Source organism: Micromonospora sp. B9E7 (assembly GCF_039871815.1).
In the GTDB taxonomy this organism is placed as follows: Bacteria; Actinomycetota; Actinomycetes; order Mycobacteriales; family Micromonosporaceae; genus Micromonospora.
In genome coordinates this window covers 81,822-102,195 of the sequence record NZ_JBDPLX010000014.1, presented here as the reverse complement: position 1 = coordinate 102,195, position 20,374 = coordinate 81,822, and the positions used below count along the sequence as shown (strand labels likewise).

Annotated in this window: 11 protein-coding genes; 5 read left to right on the top strand and 6 right to left on the bottom strand. The window is 70.2% G+C overall.

Going from position 1 to position 20,374, the window contains the following annotated elements; translation table 11 throughout:
* Nucleotides 1–110: 110 nt before the first annotated feature.
* The 5 genes from ABGB10_RS21990 to ABGB10_RS21970 all read right to left on the bottom strand — a co-directional run bounded on the left by ABGB10_RS21990 (nucleotide 111) and on the right by ABGB10_RS21970 (nucleotide 12,464).
* A complete protein-coding gene (locus ABGB10_RS21990) occupies nucleotides 111–6,287 on the bottom strand; it encodes a S8 family serine peptidase (protein ID WP_347662777.1) in 6,177 nt (2,058 codons plus the stop codon).
* A 15-nt stretch (nucleotides 6,288–6,302) separates the two neighbouring features.
* A complete protein-coding gene (locus ABGB10_RS21985; RefSeq protein WP_347662776.1) occupies nucleotides 6,303–6,455 on the bottom strand; it encodes a hypothetical protein in 153 nt (50 codons plus the stop codon).
* A 53-nt stretch (nucleotides 6,456–6,508) separates the two neighbouring features.
* Entirely contained in the window at nucleotides 6,509–9,490 is a 2,982-nt protein-coding gene (locus tag ABGB10_RS21980) for an AAA family ATPase (RefSeq protein WP_347662775.1), read from the bottom strand.
* 255 nt (nucleotides 9,491–9,745) lie between these two features.
* Nucleotides 9,746–11,005: a glycosyl hydrolase family 18 protein gene (locus ABGB10_RS21975; RefSeq protein WP_347662846.1), complete on the bottom strand. Its 1,260-nt coding sequence runs from the start codon at nucleotides 11,003–11,005 to the stop codon at nucleotides 9,746–9,748.
* A gap of 229 nt (nucleotides 11,006–11,234) precedes the next feature.
* Nucleotides 11,235–12,464, bottom strand: a complete 1,230-nt coding sequence (locus ABGB10_RS21970) for a helix-turn-helix domain-containing protein (protein ID WP_347662774.1) — start codon at nucleotides 12,462–12,464, stop codon at nucleotides 11,235–11,237.
* 257 nt (nucleotides 12,465–12,721) lie between these two features.
* Between ABGB10_RS21970 and ABGB10_RS21965 the strand changes: the two genes are divergently transcribed.
* The 5 genes from ABGB10_RS21965 (at nucleotide 12,722) to ABGB10_RS21945 (ending at nucleotide 18,959) form a co-directional block, all read left to right on the top strand.
* Entirely contained in the window at nucleotides 12,722–13,639 is a 918-nt protein-coding gene (locus ABGB10_RS21965) for a dihydrodipicolinate synthase family protein (RefSeq protein ID WP_347662773.1), read from the top strand.
* Nucleotides 13,640–13,818: 179 nt separating this feature from the next.
* Complete coding sequence (locus ABGB10_RS21960; protein WP_347662772.1) at nucleotides 13,819–15,864, top strand: M6 family metalloprotease domain-containing protein; 2,046 nt, start codon at nucleotides 13,819–13,821, stop codon at nucleotides 15,862–15,864.
* 83 nt (nucleotides 15,865–15,947) lie between these two features.
* The gene (locus tag ABGB10_RS21955; protein ID WP_347662771.1) at nucleotides 15,948–16,382 is read left to right on the top strand and encodes a hypothetical protein; all 435 of its coding nucleotides are present in this window, start codon (nucleotides 15,948–15,950) and stop codon (nucleotides 16,380–16,382) included.
* Nucleotides 16,379–16,963 carry a TlpA disulfide reductase family protein gene (locus ABGB10_RS21950; protein WP_347662770.1) on the top strand — a complete coding sequence of 195 codons (585 nt, stop codon included), beginning with the start codon at nucleotides 16,379–16,381 and terminating at the stop codon, nucleotides 16,961–16,963. Before ABGB10_RS21955 ends, ABGB10_RS21950 begins: the two co-directional genes overlap by 4 nt.
* Before the next feature lie 100 nt (nucleotides 16,964–17,063).
* Nucleotides 17,064–18,959: a CocE/NonD family hydrolase gene (locus ABGB10_RS21945; protein WP_347662769.1), complete on the top strand. Its 1,896-nt coding sequence runs from the start codon at nucleotides 17,064–17,066 to the stop codon at nucleotides 18,957–18,959.
* 66 nt (nucleotides 18,960–19,025) lie between these two features.
* Here the strand turns inward: ABGB10_RS21945 and ABGB10_RS21940 are convergent, their stop codons facing one another.
* Complete coding sequence (locus tag ABGB10_RS21940; RefSeq protein WP_347662768.1) at nucleotides 19,026–20,267, bottom strand: PQQ-dependent sugar dehydrogenase; 1,242 nt, start codon at nucleotides 20,265–20,267, stop codon at nucleotides 19,026–19,028.
* Between the last annotated feature and the right edge of the window lie 107 nt (nucleotides 20,268–20,374).

Sequence of the window (20,374 nt, the reverse complement as noted above, 5' to 3'; positions counted from 1 at the left end):
GCGGGCGTCTCCTGCTGTGGGATGTGGGGCATACGGTAATCGTGGTCAGAGCCTCCCCGGAGAACTTTCCGGGAAGGCTCTGACCACTGTCGGCGGACTGGTTGGCTATCTCAGAGGCGCGGGTCCTGTTGAACCGTCAGAGCGTTGAGGATCGGGTCGCTCTCGCCCTTGTCCCGGCGAAGCTCGATCTTCAGATCGCCACCGGCGTGCTCGACGGTGACCGTGTTCATGTCCGCGGTCAGCGCACCCACCTTCGCCTGCACGTCATGGTCGTAGAGCACGACCTTGCCGTCGGCCAGCACGTCGAAGGCGCGCGTGCCGGCCTTGACCTTTTCGATCTCCGCGAAGTCGAGGCCGATCCGGTACGTCCCGGCGGGGGCGTTCTTGAACACGTAGCTGAACGTCTGGCCGCTCCGCTGGGTGCGGAACAGCGCGTCGTCCTCGGTGCCGGCGATGTCGGCCCTGGTGGAACGCGCCTTGCCGCCGACGTAACCCCACGGCCGCGAGCCGAGGCCCTGGTCGGGTGACCAGAAGAAGCCGTCGGCATCGAGGTACCCGGATCCACCGACGTCGACGCCCTTCCAGTAGGCCGAGGTCGCCAGACGGACCGGCTTGAGCTGGGCTTCGCCCTTGCCGGCGTTCGATGCCACGAGCACGTCCCCGACGAGTACGCCGGGCTCGACACCCGCGTTGTCGGCCGTCACCGTGACCGTGGTGGACGTGCCGGCCGCGAGCGTGACCGTGCCGGTTGCGGCCGGACCGGCGAGGGTCAGCCAGGGAAGGTCGCCACCGTCGCTGGTGCGCTTCTGCTCGCTGACTCGCACGTCGAGCGGGGCGGAACCGGTGTTGGTGACGGTCACGTCGGCCGTCGCCTTCTGGCCCTTGTCGAGGAGCCAGTCGAGGTCACCTGTGGCGACGGTGGCGATGCCCGTGGTCAACGCCGTGTCGACCGTCTCGGCCTGATCCTTCTTCGCGATGGTCACCGGGTGGCTGGCGGTGACGTAGTTCGGCGCGTCGACCTGCACGGTGTTCTCGCCGACCAGTGCCTGGGCCTTCCATCGGCCCTTCTCGTCGGTGGTGATGACCCGTTCACCGTTCGGCCCCTTGAGCGTGACGATCGCGCCCGCGATCGGCTTGCTGTCGTTCCTGTCGGTGACCGTGCCCTCGATCGTGCCCGCGGACGGCAGGGTGTACTCCAGCCCCAGGCCGGCCTTCAGGGTGGGCTGGTTGAAGGAGTACTGGCTCGCGGGGTTGCGGTTCAGGCTCTCCACGCCGACCGTCGCCGACGAGCCCTTGGTGAGGGGGTTGTCGCCGCCGACGCCGTCGCCGTACCCGATCTGGATCCGTCCGTCCGCGATCAGGGTGACCGAGAAGCTCACCCGGGCCGTCCGGTCACTGTAGAAGGCGACGTTGCGCCACTCGACGACCTGCGCCGCCAGCCCGTCCACCTCGGTCCTGCCGAAGTAGATGCCCGCCTCGTCGTCGACGATGAGGTCGTCCCAGAGCGGATAGATCGCGTCGATCGGGTACGGCGACGGCAGTGCCGTGTTGTTGCCCAGCGTGCTGGCGCGGTCGAAGGTCAGCGTGCCGTTCGTCGTCACGCACACGCCGTCCCAGGCCGTGTCGTAGAACGGAGCCAGGAAGCTGGAGTCGAACCACAGCGGGCCGCAGAGGTCGTCGCCGTGCCACCCGGACTCCTGCGTGCCCTGGCGGTAGAGCCCGTCGGTCACCTTCATCGAGTACGAGCGACCGGCGGGGGCCACCGGCACGGGACCCGGCTCCGGCTGCTCGGGCTGGGGCTCCGGCTCCGCCGTGTCCGCGCGCGGGTCGAGCGTCACACGCAGCGCGGCGATGGTCGGGGACTTCAGACCCTTCGAGCCTCGCAGCTCCACGGTCAGCGGACCACCCTCGTGCTTCACGACGGCGGTGCGCCAGTCGGCCGCGTTCGGCCCCACGGCCGCGGCCGGGTCGTACGCGTAGTTCGTCAGCGTTCCGTCCACGACTACGTCGAACACCCGCTTGCCCTTGGCCACCTTCTCGATCTCGGCGAATCCGAAGTCGATCGCGTAGGTGCCCTTCGGCGCGTCGGGGAAGCGGTAGAACAGCTGCTTGTCCGGCGCGGTGCGCTGCGACTGGAACAGGGTGTCGTCCGTCGTGCCGTCGATTCCGGCCGTCGTGGCGGTGACCTTCGTCTTCCCCTCGTAGCCCCACGCCTTCTTGCCGGCGGCTTGGTCGGCGAGCCAGGTGTAGCCGGAGCCGTCGGTGAACTTCGCGCCGCCGGCGTTGACGCCGACCTGGTACTTCGTGGTCGTGAGCGTCACCGGGACGTAGCTCTTGGACTGACGTCCGGAGTCGGACCGCACGACGATGTTCGCGCCGAGGACTCCTGGCTTGGCGCCCTTCGCGGAGATCGAGACCTTGACGGTCGTCGACTGCCCCGGGGCGAGGGTGCCACCGGTCGAGGAGAGCGACAGCCACGGCAGGTCGGTGAGCAGATCGTCCTCGACGTCGACGAGCACGACGTCGTCGGCGAGCTGGTCCACCGCCCACAGCGCACCGGTCGAGTCGGTCTCCAGACCGCCGCCCTGGCCCGCCTTCTGCCCGGGGAACCACCACGCGTTCACCAGCGAGCAGTCGTCGGGGTCGACCTGCAGCAGCCGGGTAGACCGGTTCGAGGTGAGGTCGGTGTACCAGATGGTGTCGGACGCCTGGTTGTAGGCCAGACCCATCACCTCGGGCAGCGGCGGGGCGCAGAAGGACAGCAGCGCACCCGGGTTGTCGTGCGACGTCCCGGCGACGGTGCCGATCATGCCGTTCCTCCGGCCGCCGACGTAGAACACGTCCGCCGTCGGGTTGTAGGCGAGGCCGGTCAGCTGCAGCGTGGACCAGTCACCCTTGATCTGCCGGGTCTCCTTCCCGGTCGTGCGGTCGAAGCAGTGGATGAAGCTGGCCGGGCTGTCCTCCATCTGGCACATGTCACCGGTCTTGGTGTCGAGCGCCATGTCGAACGCCCGGTACGCGGGGTTCCACGACGCGTCGAAGACCTTCCCGGTCCGTTTGCCCGTCACCGTGTAGGCGGTGTTGGTCCGCGCGTTGTAGTCGTGGACCCAGACGTCGCCGTCGTACCCGATGCCGGAGGGCTCTTTGTCCTCGATTTTGCCCGGGATGGCGATCCGGGTGATGACGTCTCCGCCGGAGGTCGCGCCGACCTTGCCAGCCGCCTGTGCTTCCGCGGCGCTCGACGTCGCCGCCTTGCCGTCGACGTTCGACGGCTTCACGCCGCTCGCGCCGGCCTTCCAGGCGGCGAGGTCGATCGTGCTGGCCGTACCCGTGCCGGTGCGCGCGGTGGCGGCAGCGCCGTCGAGGTCTGGGTGCCGGGCGGCCTCACCCAGGTCGTACGTGAGTGGGGCGGAACCGTTGTTGGTCAGCGTCAGCGATCCCACGCCGTTCTGGTCGGCACCCAACAGCGCGTCGAGGCCGTCGGCCTTCAGGCCGGCGACGCCCGTGGTCAGACGTGCGTCGATCGTGGCCTTCGCGTAGAGCTTGTCGAGGGAGAAGGGGTATGCCGCGGTCGTGTAGTTCGGCGTGTCGACCGTCATGGTGTAGTCGCCGACCGGAAGCTGGCGATGCACGACGCCTGTCCCGTTGGTCGTGACGGTCTCGACCAGCCCCAACTTGTTGGTGAAGGAGACCTTGGCCCCGGCCACCGGCAGCCCGTCGTTCTGGTCGACGACTGTCGCGTCGAGGTACCCGAAGTCAGGCATGTCGTAGGTGACGACCATCCCGTCGCTCAGCACCGGGGCGTGGTCGGAGAACCGGATGCCGTCGACGCCGGCCCAGCCCTGGATGCCGGTGACGGCGTGCGCGCCGGCGGTCACCGGGTCGTCGGTCCCGACGCCGTCGCCGTACCCGAAGATCATCGTGCCCGAGCGGGTGAGCGTGGCCGAGAAGTTGACCGGCTCCGTGTACTCCGTCCGGGTCGGGTATGCCCAGAGCTTGGCGTTGCGGTACTCGACGACGAACGCGTCCTCACCGTTGACCTTGGTGGCCGCCGTGAAGACGCCGCCGCCGGGAGCGAACTCGACGGGGGTCTCGACGTAGAGCGGGAAGATGCCCGCACCGCCATGGCCGGGTCCGGTGGAGCCGTCCGGGGCGATCACGCCGCGCAGGCCGACACCGAGGGTGTCATGGCTGCCGTTGTAGAGCGCGATCGGGAACGGCAGCTTCACCGTCGCCCACACGCCGCTGGTGAACGCGACCGGTTCGGTGCCGCGAAGGTACTCGCCGTCGGAGACGGCGCAGCTGTAGCCGCCCTTGTCGACGACGAGCCCGACGGGGATCTCGCGCGACTCGTTCTGCGCGCCGACGGTCAGCGGGACCGTCGTGGGCGAGAAGCAGGCGTTGGGCTTGACGTTCAGCGTGTACCCGCCCTCGGGGACAGCGCCGATCGTGAACGCGCCGTTGGCGTCCGTGCGTACCGGCTTGAGCGGCGTGCCCGTGACGGAGACGTCGGCGTTCGGGACGGGCCGCTTCTTGTCGTCGACGACCCTGCCGCTGATGTCGTGCTTCGCGGCGGCCGTGAGCGGCAGGTTGACGGAGGTGTCCTGGCCGAGGGAGACCGTGACGTTGGCGGTCGCGGTCAGGTAGCCGAAGACCTTGGTGCTGAGCTGGTAGTCGCCGACCGGGAGGTTCGTGGTGAACCGGCCGTCCTTGTCGGTGCCGATCGAACGGCTGAACGGTCCGCTGATCGTCACCTCGGCGGCGGGGACCGGGGCGCCGTTGGCGGTGACCACACCGGTGAGGGTGCCGCCCTTGCGAGGCGCGAGTTCGAGCAGGCGAACGAGGTCGAGCCGGCCTTCGCCGTACTTGTTGTTGACCTCGGCGGTGCCGCCGCACTCGGTGTCGTCGACGTCGACGGCCGACTCGCCGAGCAGACGGCGGGTCTCCTCGACCTGCCCGACGAGGGTCGGGTCGTAGCTCCACAACGCCGCGACGGCGCCGGCGACGTGGGGTGATGCCATCGAGGTGCCGGACATCTCGACGTAGCTGTTACCCGGGTACGACGAACGGACGCCGTCGCCCGGCGCGGAGATCTCGGGCTTGATCCGGCCGCCTTCGCCTTCGCCCTTGCGGGAGAACAACGCGAGCGTGCCGTCCGACCGGTAGGCGCCGACGGAGTAGGCACTCTCGGCGGAGCCGGGCGAGGACACGGTGTCGCAGGCCGCGTACGGCGTGGTGTTGCCCGACGACCAGACGCTGAAGATGCCCGCGGCGCTCCAGGCCTCGTCGATGGCCTGGAAGAAGTCGTCGAAGTTGTGCTCGACGTTCTGGCCCCACGAGTTGTTGACGACGTGCGGGCGCTTGGACGGGTCGGGGTTGTTGCCCTGGACGTCGGTCGGGGCGAGCAGCCACCAGCCGGACCGCAACAGTGACTCGACGCCGGTGCTCTCGCAGCAGCCGTTCGTCGCGATCCACTGCGCGTCCGGGGCGACGCCGACGTGGTCGGTGCCGTCCTCGCCGACCATGGTGCCCATGGTGTGCGTGCCGTGTCCGTTGTCGTCGCACGGTGCGCCCGTGCACGTTCCCCGGGTGGCCATCCAGTTGTAGTTGTGGTCGACGGTGCCGTCGGGCTTCGTGCCGCGGTACTGGTGGACCAGGGCGGGGTGGTCGAACTGGACGCCCGAGTCGAGGTTGGACACGGTGATGCCCGCACCGGTGGCGCCCATGGCCCAGGCCTGCGGGGCGTGGATGGCGTCCAGACCCCACGTGGAGGTGCCGGCCTCGGCAGTGGCCTTCGGGGCGGAAGGGCGGGTGGCCTGGTCAGTGGGGATCTTCTCGTCCACGGGCTCGACCAGCGCGACCTGCGGCGTCGCGTGGATCTCGGCGACCTGCACCCTCGATGCCACGTCGAGGGCGAGCTTCTCGGTGCCCCCCTTGACGAGCACGGCGTTGGCGATCGGGTACGAGGTGTACTTCACGCCGGCCCGGTCGAGCTGCGGCGAGACGGCGGCCAGGGAGTCCTTCGCCGCCGCGCCCAACGCGTCGTAGACGAACCGACCGCGGGCGGCCCAGTCGGTGATCTTCTTCGCCGGACCGAGGTCGGCCTTGGTCTCGAACGTGATCCAGAAGTCCGAAGCCGGCTGTGTGCGGAAGCGGTCCTTCAGGCTCGACGCGATCTTCTTGGTGGCCGCGCCGGGATCCGGTTCAGCGGCGGACGCCGGTATTGGCTGGAGCATGCTCAGGCCGACCGCTGCGGCAAGTGTTGCCGCGAGGGCTCTGAATCTCATGGGGGTTCCTTCCGCCTACAGGGGTTGGTAGGGGTCGTGGCTCTCGTGGCCGTCGGCGTCGTGGCCGTCGGAGGCGTCGGGGGCGCTGTCGTGCGGCTTGGGTGACTGTTCGAGAGGCGGTTGGTGCTCGATGGCGGCGTCGTCACGCACGGCAGGTCGCTCAGGCATGCATCGCCCTACGGCTATGGATCATGCAGCCATGCTCGGCGGGCCGAGTGACCTTAGCTATCCAGCGGATACGTCAATTTTCCCGAGACGTCATCGAGGGAGTCCTCTTCGGCGAACACCCCGGCCTCCACCGCCTTGACCGCGAGCGCGGTACGGGAGGTCACCTTCAACTTGCGCATCGCCGCACGTAGCTGCTGATCCACAGTGGCCGGCGACTTGGCCAGAATCCGGCTGATCTCCCGGTTCGTCTTGCCGGCGACCACCAGTTGGACCACGTCGAGCTCACGAGGTGAGAGCTGGTCGCCGTACCCGCGTCGGCCCCCGCGCCACAGTCGCGGGACATCGGCGCCATGTTCGCGGAGCCGCTGTGCGACACGGTCCGCATCGCCGCGGGCTCCGAGCCTGAACAGTTGCTCGTACTGTGCCGCCAGTAGCTCTTGGCCCTGTTCGATCTGGCCCTGCGCGATGAGCGCCTCGGCTTGACGCTCACGGGCGAGCATGGCGTCGTAGGGGCGCGGCAACGCGCTCCAGGCCCGCGCCGCCCGATCCCATGCAGTCGCCGCACGGGCGTGGTCTCCGGCTGCGCCGAGCAGCAGGGCACGGCACACGGTGAGCGCGGCGCGGGGCGCGGGCGCCGTACGGCCACGCAGTCCTCTGGCGAACTGGTCGCCCAGGCGGGTCGCGGCCTTCAGGTCGCCCGCGGCGAGGTGCGCCTCGATCCGGGCGGGGACGAGGTCCGTCGCCCAGACCCAGATGCCCTTTCTCCGGACCGTCTCCATCGGCTCGTTCGTGACCTGCAGCGCCCGGCCGCTGTTCCCGTCCGTCAGCCACAGTCTGGCCAGCGCGGCGGCGGCCTCCATCGTGTCGTCGGCTGCGCCGAGACGGGCGGACTCCTCGAGGACCAGCCGGAACTGCTCCTCCGCAGCCCGCCGCCGTCCTGCTGCGGCTGCCAGCCGGGCAGCGAGGCGAATGCTGCCGAGGTAGTGCGCCGGCCGGTCTCGGTCGGCATCGGCGAGCGCCTCGCTTCGCTCCGCGAGGCCCTCCCACCGACCGGTGAGCCACGCCAGGTTGGCCTGTTCGAGTCGGACGTTGTGCTGCAACCGGGACGCCTGCTCGGCCTCGGCAAGGCGCATGGTCACGGCGAGGTGTGCCTCCGCGTCGGCGTACCGACCCCAGATCAGTGCGCCGGTCCCGACATTGGCGTGGATGCGGGCCACGTCGAGACGCTCCGCCGAGGTCGCGCCGTCGGTGGGCAGGTCGGCGACGACGTCCCAGGCCTCCTCTTCGCCGAGCATGAGCAACGCGGCGGCTCGGTTGCCGGCCAGGTTCAGCCGTTCCGCGGGAGAAGCGAATTCGGCGGTGAGCTCGGCGGCACGATCCAGCCAACGCCGATGGGTCGACGCCGGCCACGGTCCCGCGTACGCCCATCCGAGATAGGTCATTGCCCGAGCCGCCTCGATCGGGTCATGGTCGAGGTTGGCCACCGCTTGTTCGAGCTCGCCGAGCGCGGCCTGCGCCTCACCCCCAGTGATCAGGAGCCGACCCAGGGGATTGCGGATCTCGGCCTGCTGGCGGGCGGAGAGGCCGGGGGTCTCCAGCACCGAACGCAGGGTACGGATCACGCGGTGGTAGACCGCGTCGACCGGTTCACGGCGGGCCAGTGCGGCAACTCCGGCGATCCGCGCGACTCGTGCCCGATCCACCGGTGGCAGCACGGCCCACGACAACAGGTCGACCAGCAGGTCGACCGCCTTGGTGTGGTCACCCGAGGCCATGGCCAGCTCGGCACCCTGCTCGGCGTACCGCGCCCAGGACTGCGTCTCGCCCGCCTCGCGGAAGTGGTGGGCAAGGCGTGCGACAGGCGGCGGATGGATGTCCTCCAAGGCCCGGCCGGCCAGCAGGTGGATGTGTCTGCGGTCGGTCAACGGGATCGCTTCGTAGACAGCCGTGGCGGCCAGCACGTGCCGGAATCGCCACCGGCCGCGGTCGTCTCCGTCCAGGACGCCGGCGCTTGCCGCCTCCGCGACAGCGCCTCGGCACGCAGCTGGCGACAGGCCGGCGGTCACTGCGATCGTGGCCACCGACGCCCGCTCGGCCAACGTGGCCGCGGCTCGCAACACGTGCTGCGCCGTCGGCGACAGACGGCCCACCCGCTCCCGGGTGGAGTCACGCACCGTTGGCGGCACCTGTAGCTCACGCAGCTTCAGCCGGACCCACTGCCCGTCGCGGACGACGAGGTCGGCACGGTCGCACATGAGGCGAACCGACTCCTCCAGCGCCAGCGGAACGCCACCGGTCCGCTCGTGCATGAACGTCGTGAACTCCTGCGATATCGGGTTGCCGTCCAGCATCGAGGACACCAGCGCTGCCGTGTCGTCGGGTCGCATCGGTGCCAGCGCGATCCTCAGCTGGGTCACGCCAGCAGGCAACCGGGACGTCAGCCGCAGCAACAGTGATCCGACGTCCACCTCCTCCGGCCGGTAGGAGATCACCAGGCTCGGCCCGTCCGAGTGCTGTCGGGAGGTGACGAACAGCAGGAACTCCAGGGTCACCTCGTCGGCCCAGTGAGCGTCCTCGAGCACGAGCACGTCCACACGTAGAGCCCGCAGCAGCTCGTCCAGGGCGCGGAACAGGCGATGCCGTGCCGCCTTCGCGTCGTCCAGGGGCGGCAACGCGGGCGGTAGGTCCGAGGACCATTCCGGGAACAGGGGCCGTAACGCGCCCGCAAGCGCGGTGAGCCGCGATCGCGGCACCGGGTGGTCGATCCCACGGAAGGCGTCGACGATCGGCCCCAACGTCAGCGACTCGCGAAGCGGTGGGCACACCGACACCAAGGCGGTGCGCTGGTCCGGCGCGGCCAACCACTCTCGCAGCAGTCGGCTCTTTCCGATCCCCGCCTCGCCCTCTACCAGCACGATCGCCGGTGGCCGGGCCAAGGCGCCCCGAAGCGCCCCCATCTCCCGATCACGTCCGACGAAACGCGGCGCGGAGACCGTCGGTGAGGTCCCGTCGTCCTCGGGTGAGGGGTCGAGCATGCGTGATGATCTCGCTTTTCGATGCTCGGGCACAAGTACCCGCTCGTCAGGATCCGCGCTGTCGCGACGACGCCGGGTTCGGCCCGTCGTTCGAGGAGCGACGATCTAGCGAAGGCCGAGCTGAGGCGCAGACTCCTGGTGAACCGATGCGAGGTGAGCGAGCCGGGTGGGGCTCGCGGGACACCCTGCCGGTTTACGTCCGCGATCTTGCTCTGCGGCCGCTGGTCTTGCGGTGGCCGCACCAGCCGGTGCCCGTCAGCGGCCCTGCAGGCGCTTCACGTTGTCGCCGAAGGTCCAGCCCTTGGACCCGTCCCAGTTCGCGGACCAGGTCATCAGGCCCTTGAGGCCGGGCACGGAGTTCCAGGCCTGCGTGACCAACGACGTCGACATGTAACCGCCGCCTGCCCCGTTCTGCGCGGGCAGGCCGGGGACCTGCTTGTCGTACGGCACGCGGATGGTGGTGCCCTGGATGGTGAGGCCGTTGTTCAGGCACTGCGTCTGCACCGTGAAGCCCTGCACGGTGCCCGCCGGGTACGAGTCGCCGGCGCAGCCGTACATGCTGCCGTTGTAGTACTGCATGTTCAGCCACCAGAGCCGGCCGTTGTCCACGTACCTCTTGATGATCGGCAGGTACGAGCCCCAGATCGAGCCGTAGACCACACTGCCGCCGGTGACGTAGGCCGTCTCCGGCGCCATGGTCAGGCCGAAGTTCGACGGCATCCGGGCCAGCACGCCGTCGATGATCCGGATCAGGTTGGCCTGCGACGTGGACAGGGTGTTGATGTTGCCGCTGCCGGTCAGGCCGGTCTCGATGTCGATGTCGATGCCGTCGAAGTGGTAGGTCGTCAGGATCGGCACGATCGTCGCGATGAACCGGTCGGCGACCGCGGTGGAGCTCAGGTCGATGCCCGCGGCGGCCCCGCCGATCGACATCAGGATGGTGGCGCCGGCCGCTTTGGCCTGGCACATCTCGGCCGGGGTGGCCACCTTCACGCCGACGTCCATGCCGTTCTCCCAGAGGACCGTGCCGTCCGAGCGGATCACCGGGAACGCCGCGTTGATCACGTTGTAGCCGTGCTGGTTGAGCCGGCTGTCGGTGATCGGGATCCAGCCGAGTCCGGGGTGTACGCCGTTGGAGGCGCCGTCCCAGTTCTCCCAGTAACCCTGCAACACCTTGCCGGTGGGCCGCGACTTCACCGCGCACGTCCCACCGGTCGGAGGCGGCGTGGTGGGAGGTGGCGTGGTAGGTGGTGGCGTGGTGGGAGGCGGGGTCGTCGGCGGTGGAGTGGTGGGTGGCGGAGTGCTTCCCGAGCACGCGCCCAGGTCACGCCACAGCGACGGGGTGGCGGCCGGGTTCCAGCCGGCGCCGGGGTGCGCGGTGTGGGTGACCAGGGCCTGGTAGAGCCGGCCGCCGTAGGTGGTCTGGGCGCCCGCCTGGTAGGTGGTGCCCTCGGCCCAGGCCGGGGCGGTACAGGCGACCATCGGGACGGCGTTGGCCGAGGACACGGCCGCCATGCTGCTGGGGACGAAGGCGACGGCGGCCGTGACGGTCATCGCCGCCCCGACCGCCACTGCGAAGATCCGACGGCTTCCCATGGCTCACTCCCCAGGCTTCGGTGACCCCCGACCTCCACATATTGACGTCCGTGAAGGTTAATATCAAGGGTTGTTTACAGATTCGGGGAAGTCGGGGTGCGGGCTCGGCCACCCATCGGGCTCGACCGCAGGTGCGTAGGCGTCGGCGTCACGCCGTGCGGTAGTGACCGGTGAGCCGACCGAGCTTCATGGCCAGGTGCAGGCACAGCCGTTCGTTGCCGTCCTTGAGGTCGGTCCCGGCGAGCTGTTCCACCCGTTGCAGCCGGTAGTAGAGGGTGGTCCGGTGCAGTCGGAGCTTCTCGGCGGTCGCGTGCGCGTTACCCGCCAGGTCGAGGTAGGCCTCCAGGGTCTCCAGGAGCACCTGGTGGGCGTCGTCGCGCAGCAGTCGCTCCAGCCCGGGATGGACACCCCCGACGTCGAGGTGCTGACTGTCCAGTTGGGACAGCACCCGGTAGATGCCCAGCCCGGCCCAGGAGACCACCCGACCCAGCGCGGGCAGTTGCGTACCGACCCGGGCGGCCTGCGCGGCCTCCTGGTAGGACTCGATCGCGCTGGACAGCCCGGCACGAGGCTGGCCGATCCCGGTCACGGTCCGGTCCACGGAGGCCAGACCCCGGGTCGCGGTGCCCAACGCCTCGTTCAGGTGCCCGGCGGAGGCCTCCGGCGAGGGACGGCCGGCGACCCGGTCGCCGCAGACCAGCAGCACCCCGTGGTCGTGCCAGACGAGGTGCAGCGTCTCCCGCACTCCGATCCACCGGCGGGTGGTGACCAGAGCCTGTTCCAGGGCGATCCGGGCCACCTCGTCGGGTTGCCGCCCGCCGGCCGGCACGAGCTGCGCCACGAGCGCGAAGGTGGACCCGTCGGCGGCCACCACGCCCTCCTCCAGCAGCGCCCGCGCCGCGTGCTCGCGCGCCTGCCGGCTCTCCACGAGCAGAGTGCGGGTGGCCTCGGTCTCCCGCTGCGAGGCGAGCTCACCGAGCAGGTTCTCCCGGTACAGGGCCAGCGACAGGTCGGTGAAGGGGCCGGTCGCGGTGGCGATGTCGGCGTCGGTCATCGAACCATCCGCGTCGATGAACCAGACGAACCCGAGCAGCAGGTCGTCGTGCCGGATCGGCACGCAAACCCGCGCCAGCAGGTCCAGTTCGGCGCACGCGGGGGTGCGGATCGGCGCCTGCGCCGTGAGCACTCCCATGCCCCGGAACCAGGCGATCACCTCCGGCGTCGTCTGCCGGCGCAGGATCGACGTCCGGCGGACCTCGTCCATCGGGCCGTCGTGCTCGCTGTAGGCGACCACCCGCTGTCGCCGGTCCTCGATGAGGGCGGGTCGCCCCACCCTGGCGGCGACGGCGTCGACGATTCGCTGGAGCTCACCGTGCATGTAACTCCCATGGTTGCGCTGCGTGACAGGGCTCGCACGACCGCCAGTCCTTACCCTCCGGTGCGGGTGGGGCATCGCGCAAGGTCCACTGTCGAAGTCTCGACAAAAAGACGGGCGGCACCGCGACTGTTCCGGCATCTGTCCGAAGACCGGAGGCGACAGACGTTCCTAGGGTTCCGGTACGAACCGCACCAGCGGCGTTGCGCGCGGTGCGGGTGTGTTGCCGGGTGGTGCCGGCGCGGAGAGGGGATTTCCGAGTGGGAACTGGTAGGCCCTGGCGGGGCGTGCTGGTCGCCATCACCACGCCGTTTCGCGCCGACCTGTCGGTCGACTTCGACCAACTGCAGGAACACGTCCGTCGGCTCGCCGCCGAGGGGTGCCACGGGGTCGCGCCGTGCACGTCGTTGGGGGAGTACCGGGCCCTCTCCGACGACGAACGGGCCGCCGTGGTGCAGGCGACGGTGGAGGCCGCGCCGTCCGGCTGCGCGGTGGTGCCCGGCGTCGGCGGCTACGGCAGCAGGCAGGCCCGCCGCTGGGCGGAGCAGGCCGCCGAGGCCGGCGCCCACGGCGTGCTCGCGCGGCCACCCGACGGGCCCGCCGCCCGAGCCGCCGACGTGGTCGCCCACTACCGGGAGGTGGCGGCGGTCGGCCTGCCGGTGGTAGCCCACAACGAGCCGTACGACACCCGGTTGGACCTCACGCCGGACCTGCTGGCGACCGTCGCCGAGATCGACGGGATCGTCGCGGTCAGGGAGGTCACCGGCGACGTACGCAGGCTGCACCGCCTGCGGGACCTCTGCCCGCACGTCGACGTGCTGGTCGGCGCCGACGACGTGGTGCTCGAACTGGTGCTGTGCGGCGCCGCGGGATGGGTCGCCACCCTGCCCAACGCGCTGCCCCGCCAGGCGGTTCGGCTGTACGACCTGTGCGTCGCCGGTGACCTGGGCCGGGCGCTGCCGCTCTACGCCGAGTTGCATCCGATTCTCGGCTGGGCCTCCCGGCCCGAGTCCGTGCAGGCCGTCAAGTTCGCCATGGAGTGTGCCGGACGGTTCGGCGGGCGGTGCCGCCCACCGCGCGGACCCCTGTCCGGGTCTGCCGTCGACCGGGTGCGCCGGGACGTGCTGCGGGCTCTCGCGGCAACCGCCGAACCCGCTCCCGGCGGTCAGTCCGGCTGATCCGGCGGCAGGCGCCGGTCCTTCAGGTGTCGGAAGTCGCCGGCCCACCTGCCGACATCTGCACGGTGACCGGCACCGGCCCGCCCTCCTAGATTCGCTGCGCGGCCTGCTGACAGATGTTCCGCGAGACCCCCACCGGAACGCCGGCGCCGCGTTTCCCTCCGAGGAGAGGTGGTTCCGTGCACCGTGCTACCCCCAACCGAACCCGGCTGAGGCGGGCCGTGCTGGCCGCGGCCGTGGTGACCACGCTCGTCGCGACCGGGGCGGCGCAGGCCGCCGCGGCCCCGGCCAACCCGGCCGGCGGCACCGCGCCCTTCCAGGTCCTCGACCCGCAGGCCTGGCAGAACCCGGACACGATGACCTGGAACGACTACAAGGCCGTGCCCGGCAAGAACTGGGCGGACCCGAGCGTGTCGGGGTCGGTCCGCAACTTCAAGATCGCCCTGGTGGCGCTCGACTATCCCGACGAGACGTTCGCGGTCTCCCAGCGGGCCCGCTCGACGGTCTTCGGCAACCCCCAGTCCGTCGCGACGAACATCCCCCGGGCGGACGTGCCGAAGTTCTACCAGGACTTCCTGAACACCCCGAACACCCTCAACAAGGGCCACACCCTGCACGAGTACTGGATGCAGGACTCCAACGGCCGCTACGGCGTCGACCTCGCCGGGTTCGGGCCGTACCAGATGCCGGCCAAGTCCTACCAGTACGGGCTGGACAACGGGTTCAACCCGGGCGCCTGTCCGACCGGGGACGTGTGCGGCAAGAACATCCGCACCGACGGCCTGGGCGCCTGGAGGGCGGCCGTCGGCGAGGAGGTCGCCAACCAGTACGAGCTGGTGTTCATCCTCAGCGCCGGCCAGGACGAGTCGTCGACCTGGCAGGAGTTCGGGCAGATGATCTTCCAGAACAAGGAGGACGTGCCGGACGCCTGGGGCCCGCCGGATCCCACCATGCCGAACTGGGCGAAGACCCGCTACGTGGACTGGACCTCCTGGAAGGCGGCGGCGACACTGTGGCCGAACGCCGGTGGCGGCTCCTCGACGCAGGCGGAGAGCTCCGGCATGGGCGTCTACGCCCACGAGTTGACCCATCTGCTGGGCATCGGCGACAACTACAACAACCCGTACGGCGAGCCGCTGCGCAGGGCGTACACCGGGATCTGGAGCATGATGTCGCGCGGGACGTTCAACGGCCCGGGCGGTCCGCACACCCGCTGGCAGATCCCGCCCACGAACGGCGGCTCGATGGGCTCGCTGCACACGGTGCGGGACAAGCTCAAGATCGGCCTGCTCGGCGAGGAGCACGTGCTGCGGCTGTCCCGGGAGTCGCTGGCCTCCTCGGGCCTGGTGGTCGCGCAGGTCACGGCCCGGGCAGTCGACGCCGGCCCGAAGGGTCTTACCGGCGTGAACATCGCGCTGAACAAGGACCTGTCGCCGACGTGTGGTGTCACCACCGACCCGCTGTGCGACGGTGGCAGCTTCAACAACTACACCGTCGAGGTCGTCGACCGGATGGGCGCGGACTCCTTCACGCCGGACAGCGGTGTGCTGCTGAGCAAGACGAAGAACGCCGACAGCGCGCCCTTCCAGTGGGTGGTGGACGCCAACCCGCAGGACATCGACATGATCGATTTCTACCGGCCTGACGGCACCCCGCAGAAGATCACCATGGGTGACTACCGGCAGCTCTCCGACGCGCTGTTCCACGCCGGAGCGGACACCGGCAGCCAGTACGAGTACGTCGACGAGGCCAACCGACTGCACTTCTACGTCATCGACCTCAAGAGGGACTCGGCCGGCTCGCTGTCGTACACGGTGGCGGTGCGTTCGCTGGACGGCACCGGCGGGCCGAGCAGCCACGGCGTGACGCTGGGCAAGGGCGAGGTGACCGGTGGCGGCAAGCCGACCAACCGCGGAGTGACCTGCTCGTTCGAGCTGACCAACACCGGTTCCTACTCGGCCGGCGGGCAGCAGCACCCGGAGAACGTCACCGCGTACCTGAAGTCGGATGTGTACCGCCTGTCGGCGGAGGTGGCCGGCAAGGGCTGGCGGACCTGGCTGCCCAACCAGCTCGCCACCGCGCAGTTCGGCAAGGCCACCACGGTCAAGGTGTCGGTGGGCGCCACCGCCGCCGCCGCGGACACCGGGTTCGTGAAGCTCACCGCGACCTCGGAGAGCGACCCCACGAAGACGGTGACCAAGCAGTGCCGGGTCGAGAAGTCCTGACCGACGCCCGAGGTTGACCCCCGTTCCTGCCGGGTCCGCGGCGGCCCGCCGCGGACCCGGCAGGCCGGCGAGAGGAGGATGACGTGCGGCGAAGCACCATGACTCTGCTGCCCTTGCTGCTGGCCGGCGTGACCGGCTGCGGTGCCGTTGGCCCCGCCCAGGAGGCGGTCTCCCCGACGACCGTCCGCGTCCTGGTCCGCGACATCAACATCCGGGCCGCCGGCGTGGACTGCGCCGGCACCGGTCCCTACCAGCACTTCCACAACCGGGCGCCGTTCCGCGTGCTGGACCCGGACGGGGCGGCGCTGGCCAGCGGGCGGCTGTCGGCGGGGACTGCGGTGGCCGCCTTCGCCGAGGACCTGGGGGTCGAGCGCCTGCCCACCTACTGCGAGTTCGCCGTCGGGGTGCGCGTGCCACAGCGGGACTCCTACCGGCTCGAGGTGGACGGCCGGCCGGCGCTCGACCTGACGCCGGACAGCAGCGAGGGCCCGGCGCTGGTGGCGGTGGTCCCGTCATGAGGCGGGCACTCCTGCCGCTGGCGCTGGCGCTGGCGGTGGCGCTGCTGGGCGGATGCAGCACGCCCGAGCCCGAACCCACGCCGGCGCCCGCCGGAGGGGCGGCGGCACTGCCCGGGCCGACCCCCGCCGACCTGGCGCTGCGCCCGGCACCCGGCACCGCCCCGGCCGCCCCGGCGTTCACCGGCACGCTGACCGATGGCACACCGTTCGCCGCCGCCGAGCTGTGGGCGCAGCGCCCCGTCGTGCTCACCTTCTTCAGCTCCTGGTGCACCACCTGCGCCAGCCGCCAGGCCGCCCTCAGCGAGCTTGCCCGCAGTTATCGGGACCGGGTGGTCTTCGTCGGGGTGGCCGGCGCGGACCAGGCCGACGAGGTCCAGGACTACCTACGCGCTCACCGGGTGGAGTATCCGGTCGTGCTGGACGACCAGCAGACGATCTGGCGTTCGTACGCGGTGCGGGAGCCGCCGGCCGTCGTACTGGTGGCCAAGGGTGGCGCCCTGCTCCGCGGCTGGCCGGGTGGCCTGGACGCCCCGGCACTCGACCAGCGGCTGCGGGAGCTGGTGCTCGTCGGTCAGTCGTAGTCCCGTCGAACCACACCGGGCGAAGTTCCTACACGTGCAGATGGTGGCGCCGGCCACCGGCTCGTAGCGTACGCAGCCTCGGACACATCAAGGAGACTGCATGTCTACAGTGGGAACGCGCTGGCGCGCAGCCGTGGCCGTACTGTCCGCGACAGTGCTCGCCACCCTCGGCGCGGCGCCGCAGGCGCTGGCGGCGGACGACCCGCCGTCGATCGTCGTCCAGGACGGCGTCACCCAGCCGGTCTTCGGCTACGCCGACGCCATTCGGGAACGCCTCTTCATCGACTCCACCTTCGACAGTGACAACGACGGTCTGCGCGACATCATCGCGTTCGACCTGATGCGACCGGCGGCCACCGCGCAGGGGCTCAAGGCCCCCGTGGTGATGGACGCCAGCCCTTACTACTCGACGGTTTGCCGAGGCAACGAGTCCGAGTGCAAGGCGGACCTCGACGGCGACGGGCTGCTGGACAAGTGGCCGTTGTTCTACGACAACTACTTCGTGCCGCGCGGCTATGCGGTCATCCTGCTGGACATGGTCGGTACCAACAACTCCACCGGCTGTCCGACCACCAACGCCAACCAGGACAACCTGAGCGCCAAGCAGGCCATCAACTGGCTCAACGGCCGGGCCACCGCCCGTAACGCCGCCGGTGAGATCGTCAAGGCGGACTGGCACAACGGCAAGACCGGGATGATCGGCAAGTCGTACGACGGCTCACTGGCCATGGCCACGGCGGTGACCGGCGTGAAGGGCCTGACCACGGTCGTGCCCATCAGCGGACCGACCGAGTACTACGACTACGTGCGCAGCAACGGCGTGATCACCCGCGGCAACAGCTACGTTTCGTCGCTGGCCAACACGGTCACCAACCCCGAGCGCCGGGACTACTGCAAACCGGTGCGCGACGCGATAGGCGCCGCCGACGGCGACGAGCACGGCGACTACACGGCCTTCTGGAACGAGCGCAGCTACGTCAAGAAGGTCCCCAACGTCACCGCCAGCGTGCTGCTCTACCACGGCCTCAACGACGACAACGTCCGGCCGGACCACTTCAGCAAGTTCTGGTACGCCCTGGCGGAGAACAACGTGCCGCGCAAGCTGTGGCTGTCGCAGGAGGGCCACGTCGACCCGTTCGACTCGCGCCGCGCGGTGTGGGTGTCGACGCTGCACCGGTGGTTCGACTTCTGGCTGCAGGGCGTCGCCAACGGCATCATGGACGAGCCGCGGGTGGACCTGGAGCGCTCCGCCGACGTGTGGGAGACCCACGCCGACTGGCCCATCCCCGGCAAGGCCGACACCGAGGTGTTCCTCCAGCCCGGCACCACCGGGGCTGGCGGTCTCGGGCTGGTGCCCACCGCGAAGCCGGCGACCGGGGCGTTCCAGGACAGTCGTACGCAGAGCCAGAACACCATGATCCTCAACCCGGACGTGGTGCAACCCAACAGGCTCGCCTTCCTGTCCGCGCCACTGACCGCGCCGCTGCACATCTCCGGCACCCCCACTGTGCAACTGCGGGCCTCCGCCGACCAGACCGACACCAACCTCGGTGCGATCCTGGTCGACTACGGCACCGACGAGCGGGTCGCACACCGGGCCTCCGGCGAGGGCATCATCACCCTGACCACGGAGGACTGCTGGGGCCAGAGCAGCCCGACGGACGACGGCTGCTACAAGCAGACCACGAAGCGGGTGGCCACGGCCGACAACGAGCTGGTCACCAAGGGCATCATGGACGCCCAGAACCGACAGTCGATCCGCGTCGGCGTGCCGCTGGTGCCGGGGGAGTCGTACAACTTCAGCTTCCCGCTGTTGCCGGAGGACTACGTCTTCAAGCCGGGCCACCGGATCGGCGTGATCATCGTGGCCAGCTACCCGCAGTACTCCAGCCAGGCGGACACCACCGCCGCGAACCTGCAGGTCTCGCTCAAGAGCAGCAACATCGTGCTACCCGTGGTCGGCGGCACCGCCGCCGCGCACGCCGCCGGCCTCTGACCGGCTGATCGGGGACGGCCGCCCGAGAGCGGCCGTCCCCACGGGTGTTGCGGATGGCTCCGAGGGTCAGCGGGTCGCCACCCCGGCGGTCGGGGTCGGCTGGACCCGCTCGAACCGCACCTTGCTCAGCCAACCCGGGAGGTCGCTGAGCACGTACAGCTCGCCGCTCACATCGGCGCCGAACGCCGTCGGCTGGGTGGGGAAGGTGCCGATCTCAGCGGACTCGTAGCCACCCGTGGACTTGGGACGGATGGCGAACGCGCGGGTCGAGCAGTAGTCGCTCGCGATGTAGGTCCCCCGGGCCTCCGGGGTGACCGACCCCCGGTACACCAGGCCGCCGATCACGGAGCAGTTCTCCGTCATGTAGTGGTCGTACTCGACGATCGGGTCGGTGAGCCGCACGCCCGGCCGGCACTGCGTCTCGTCGAAGACCGGCGTGCCCTCTCGGCAGGACCAGCCGAGGTTCGCGCCACGCTGCGACGGGCGGATGTGGTTGATCTCCTCGATCAGGCCCTGGCCGACGTCACCGATCCACAGCGAGTTGTCGACCGGGTCGATGGAGAACTTCCACGGGTTGCGCAGCCCGTAGACCCAGATCTCAGGCCGCGCGCCCGGCGTGCGGACGAACGGGTTGTCGAAGGGCACGCAGTACGGCTTGCCCCCGCAGCTGCGGTTGACGTCGATCCGCAGGATCTTGCCGAGCAGGGTGCCGAGGTTCTGGCCGCTCTTGAACGGGTCGTTCGCGTGGCCGCCGTCGCCGAGGGACCAGTAGAGGTAGCCGTCGCGGCCGAACGCCACCTGTCCGCCGTTGTGGTTGCCGTACTCGGCGTGCTCCTGGGTGAGCAGCACCTGCACCCGATCGGGGGCACCGATGGGCACTCGTGCCAGGGTCAGCGCACCGGCCGGCAGGCTCGTGTAGGCCACGTAGAGGATGCCGGTCCGCGCGAAGTTCGGCGCAGGCGTGATGCCGAGCAGGCCGCGCTCGTTGTCCGACGCGTCGATCCGGGCGGTCAGGTCGAGCACCGGCTCGGCCGCCAGGCCGGTGTCGGGGTGGTACGCGCGGACGGTGCCGCCTTTCTCCGCGATCAGCATCCGGCCGTCCGGCAGCCCGGTGATCGCGACCGGACGCTGCAGGCCGAACGCCACCCGTTCGGACACCACGGTCAGCTCAGCGAGTGGCGTCGCACGGGTGTGGGATGGGCCGGCCGCAGCGCTGCCGGTCACCGACACCGGTGGCAACACGAGCGCGGACAGGGTGAGGATGAGCAGCCCGGCCAGGGTGGCCGGGCGACGACGTCGTCGCGACATGTTCAGCTCCTCGAGCAGGTGGGTGGTGGACGCGGTCTGGGAGCGTTCCCACGCTACATCGAATCAAGTCAATATCCAACTCGTCCGTCGCCCACGTGCACGGCTTC

Excerpts from the sequence above, each read along its gene's own strand:
- ABGB10_RS21970 (WP_347662774.1), bottom strand. The coding sequence starts at position 12,464 with ATGCACGGTGAGCTCCAGCGAATCGTCGACGCCGTCGCCGCCAGGGTG.
- ABGB10_RS21985 (WP_347662776.1), bottom strand. The coding sequence starts at position 6,455 with ATGCCTGAGCGACCTGCCGTGCGTGACGACGCCGCCATCGAGCACCAA.
- ABGB10_RS21980 (WP_347662775.1), bottom strand. The coding sequence starts at position 9,490 with ATGCTCGACCCCTCACCCGAGGACGACGGGACCTCACCGACGGTCTCC.
- ABGB10_RS21950 (WP_347662770.1), top strand. The coding sequence starts at position 16,379 with ATGAGGCGGGCACTCCTGCCGCTGGCGCTGGCGCTGGCGGTGGCGCTG.
- ABGB10_RS21940 (WP_347662768.1), bottom strand. The coding sequence starts at position 20,267 with ATGTCGCGACGACGTCGTCGCCCGGCCACCCTGGCCGGGCTGCTCATC.
- ABGB10_RS21990 (WP_347662777.1), bottom strand. The coding sequence starts at position 6,287 with ATGAGATTCAGAGCCCTCGCGGCAACACTTGCCGCAGCGGTCGGCCTG.
- ABGB10_RS21975 (WP_347662846.1), bottom strand. The coding sequence starts at position 11,005 with ATGGCGGCCGTGTCCTCGGCCAACGCCGTCCCGATGGTCGCCTGTACC.
- ABGB10_RS21945 (WP_347662769.1), top strand. The coding sequence starts at position 17,064 with ATGTCTACAGTGGGAACGCGCTGGCGCGCAGCCGTGGCCGTACTGTCC.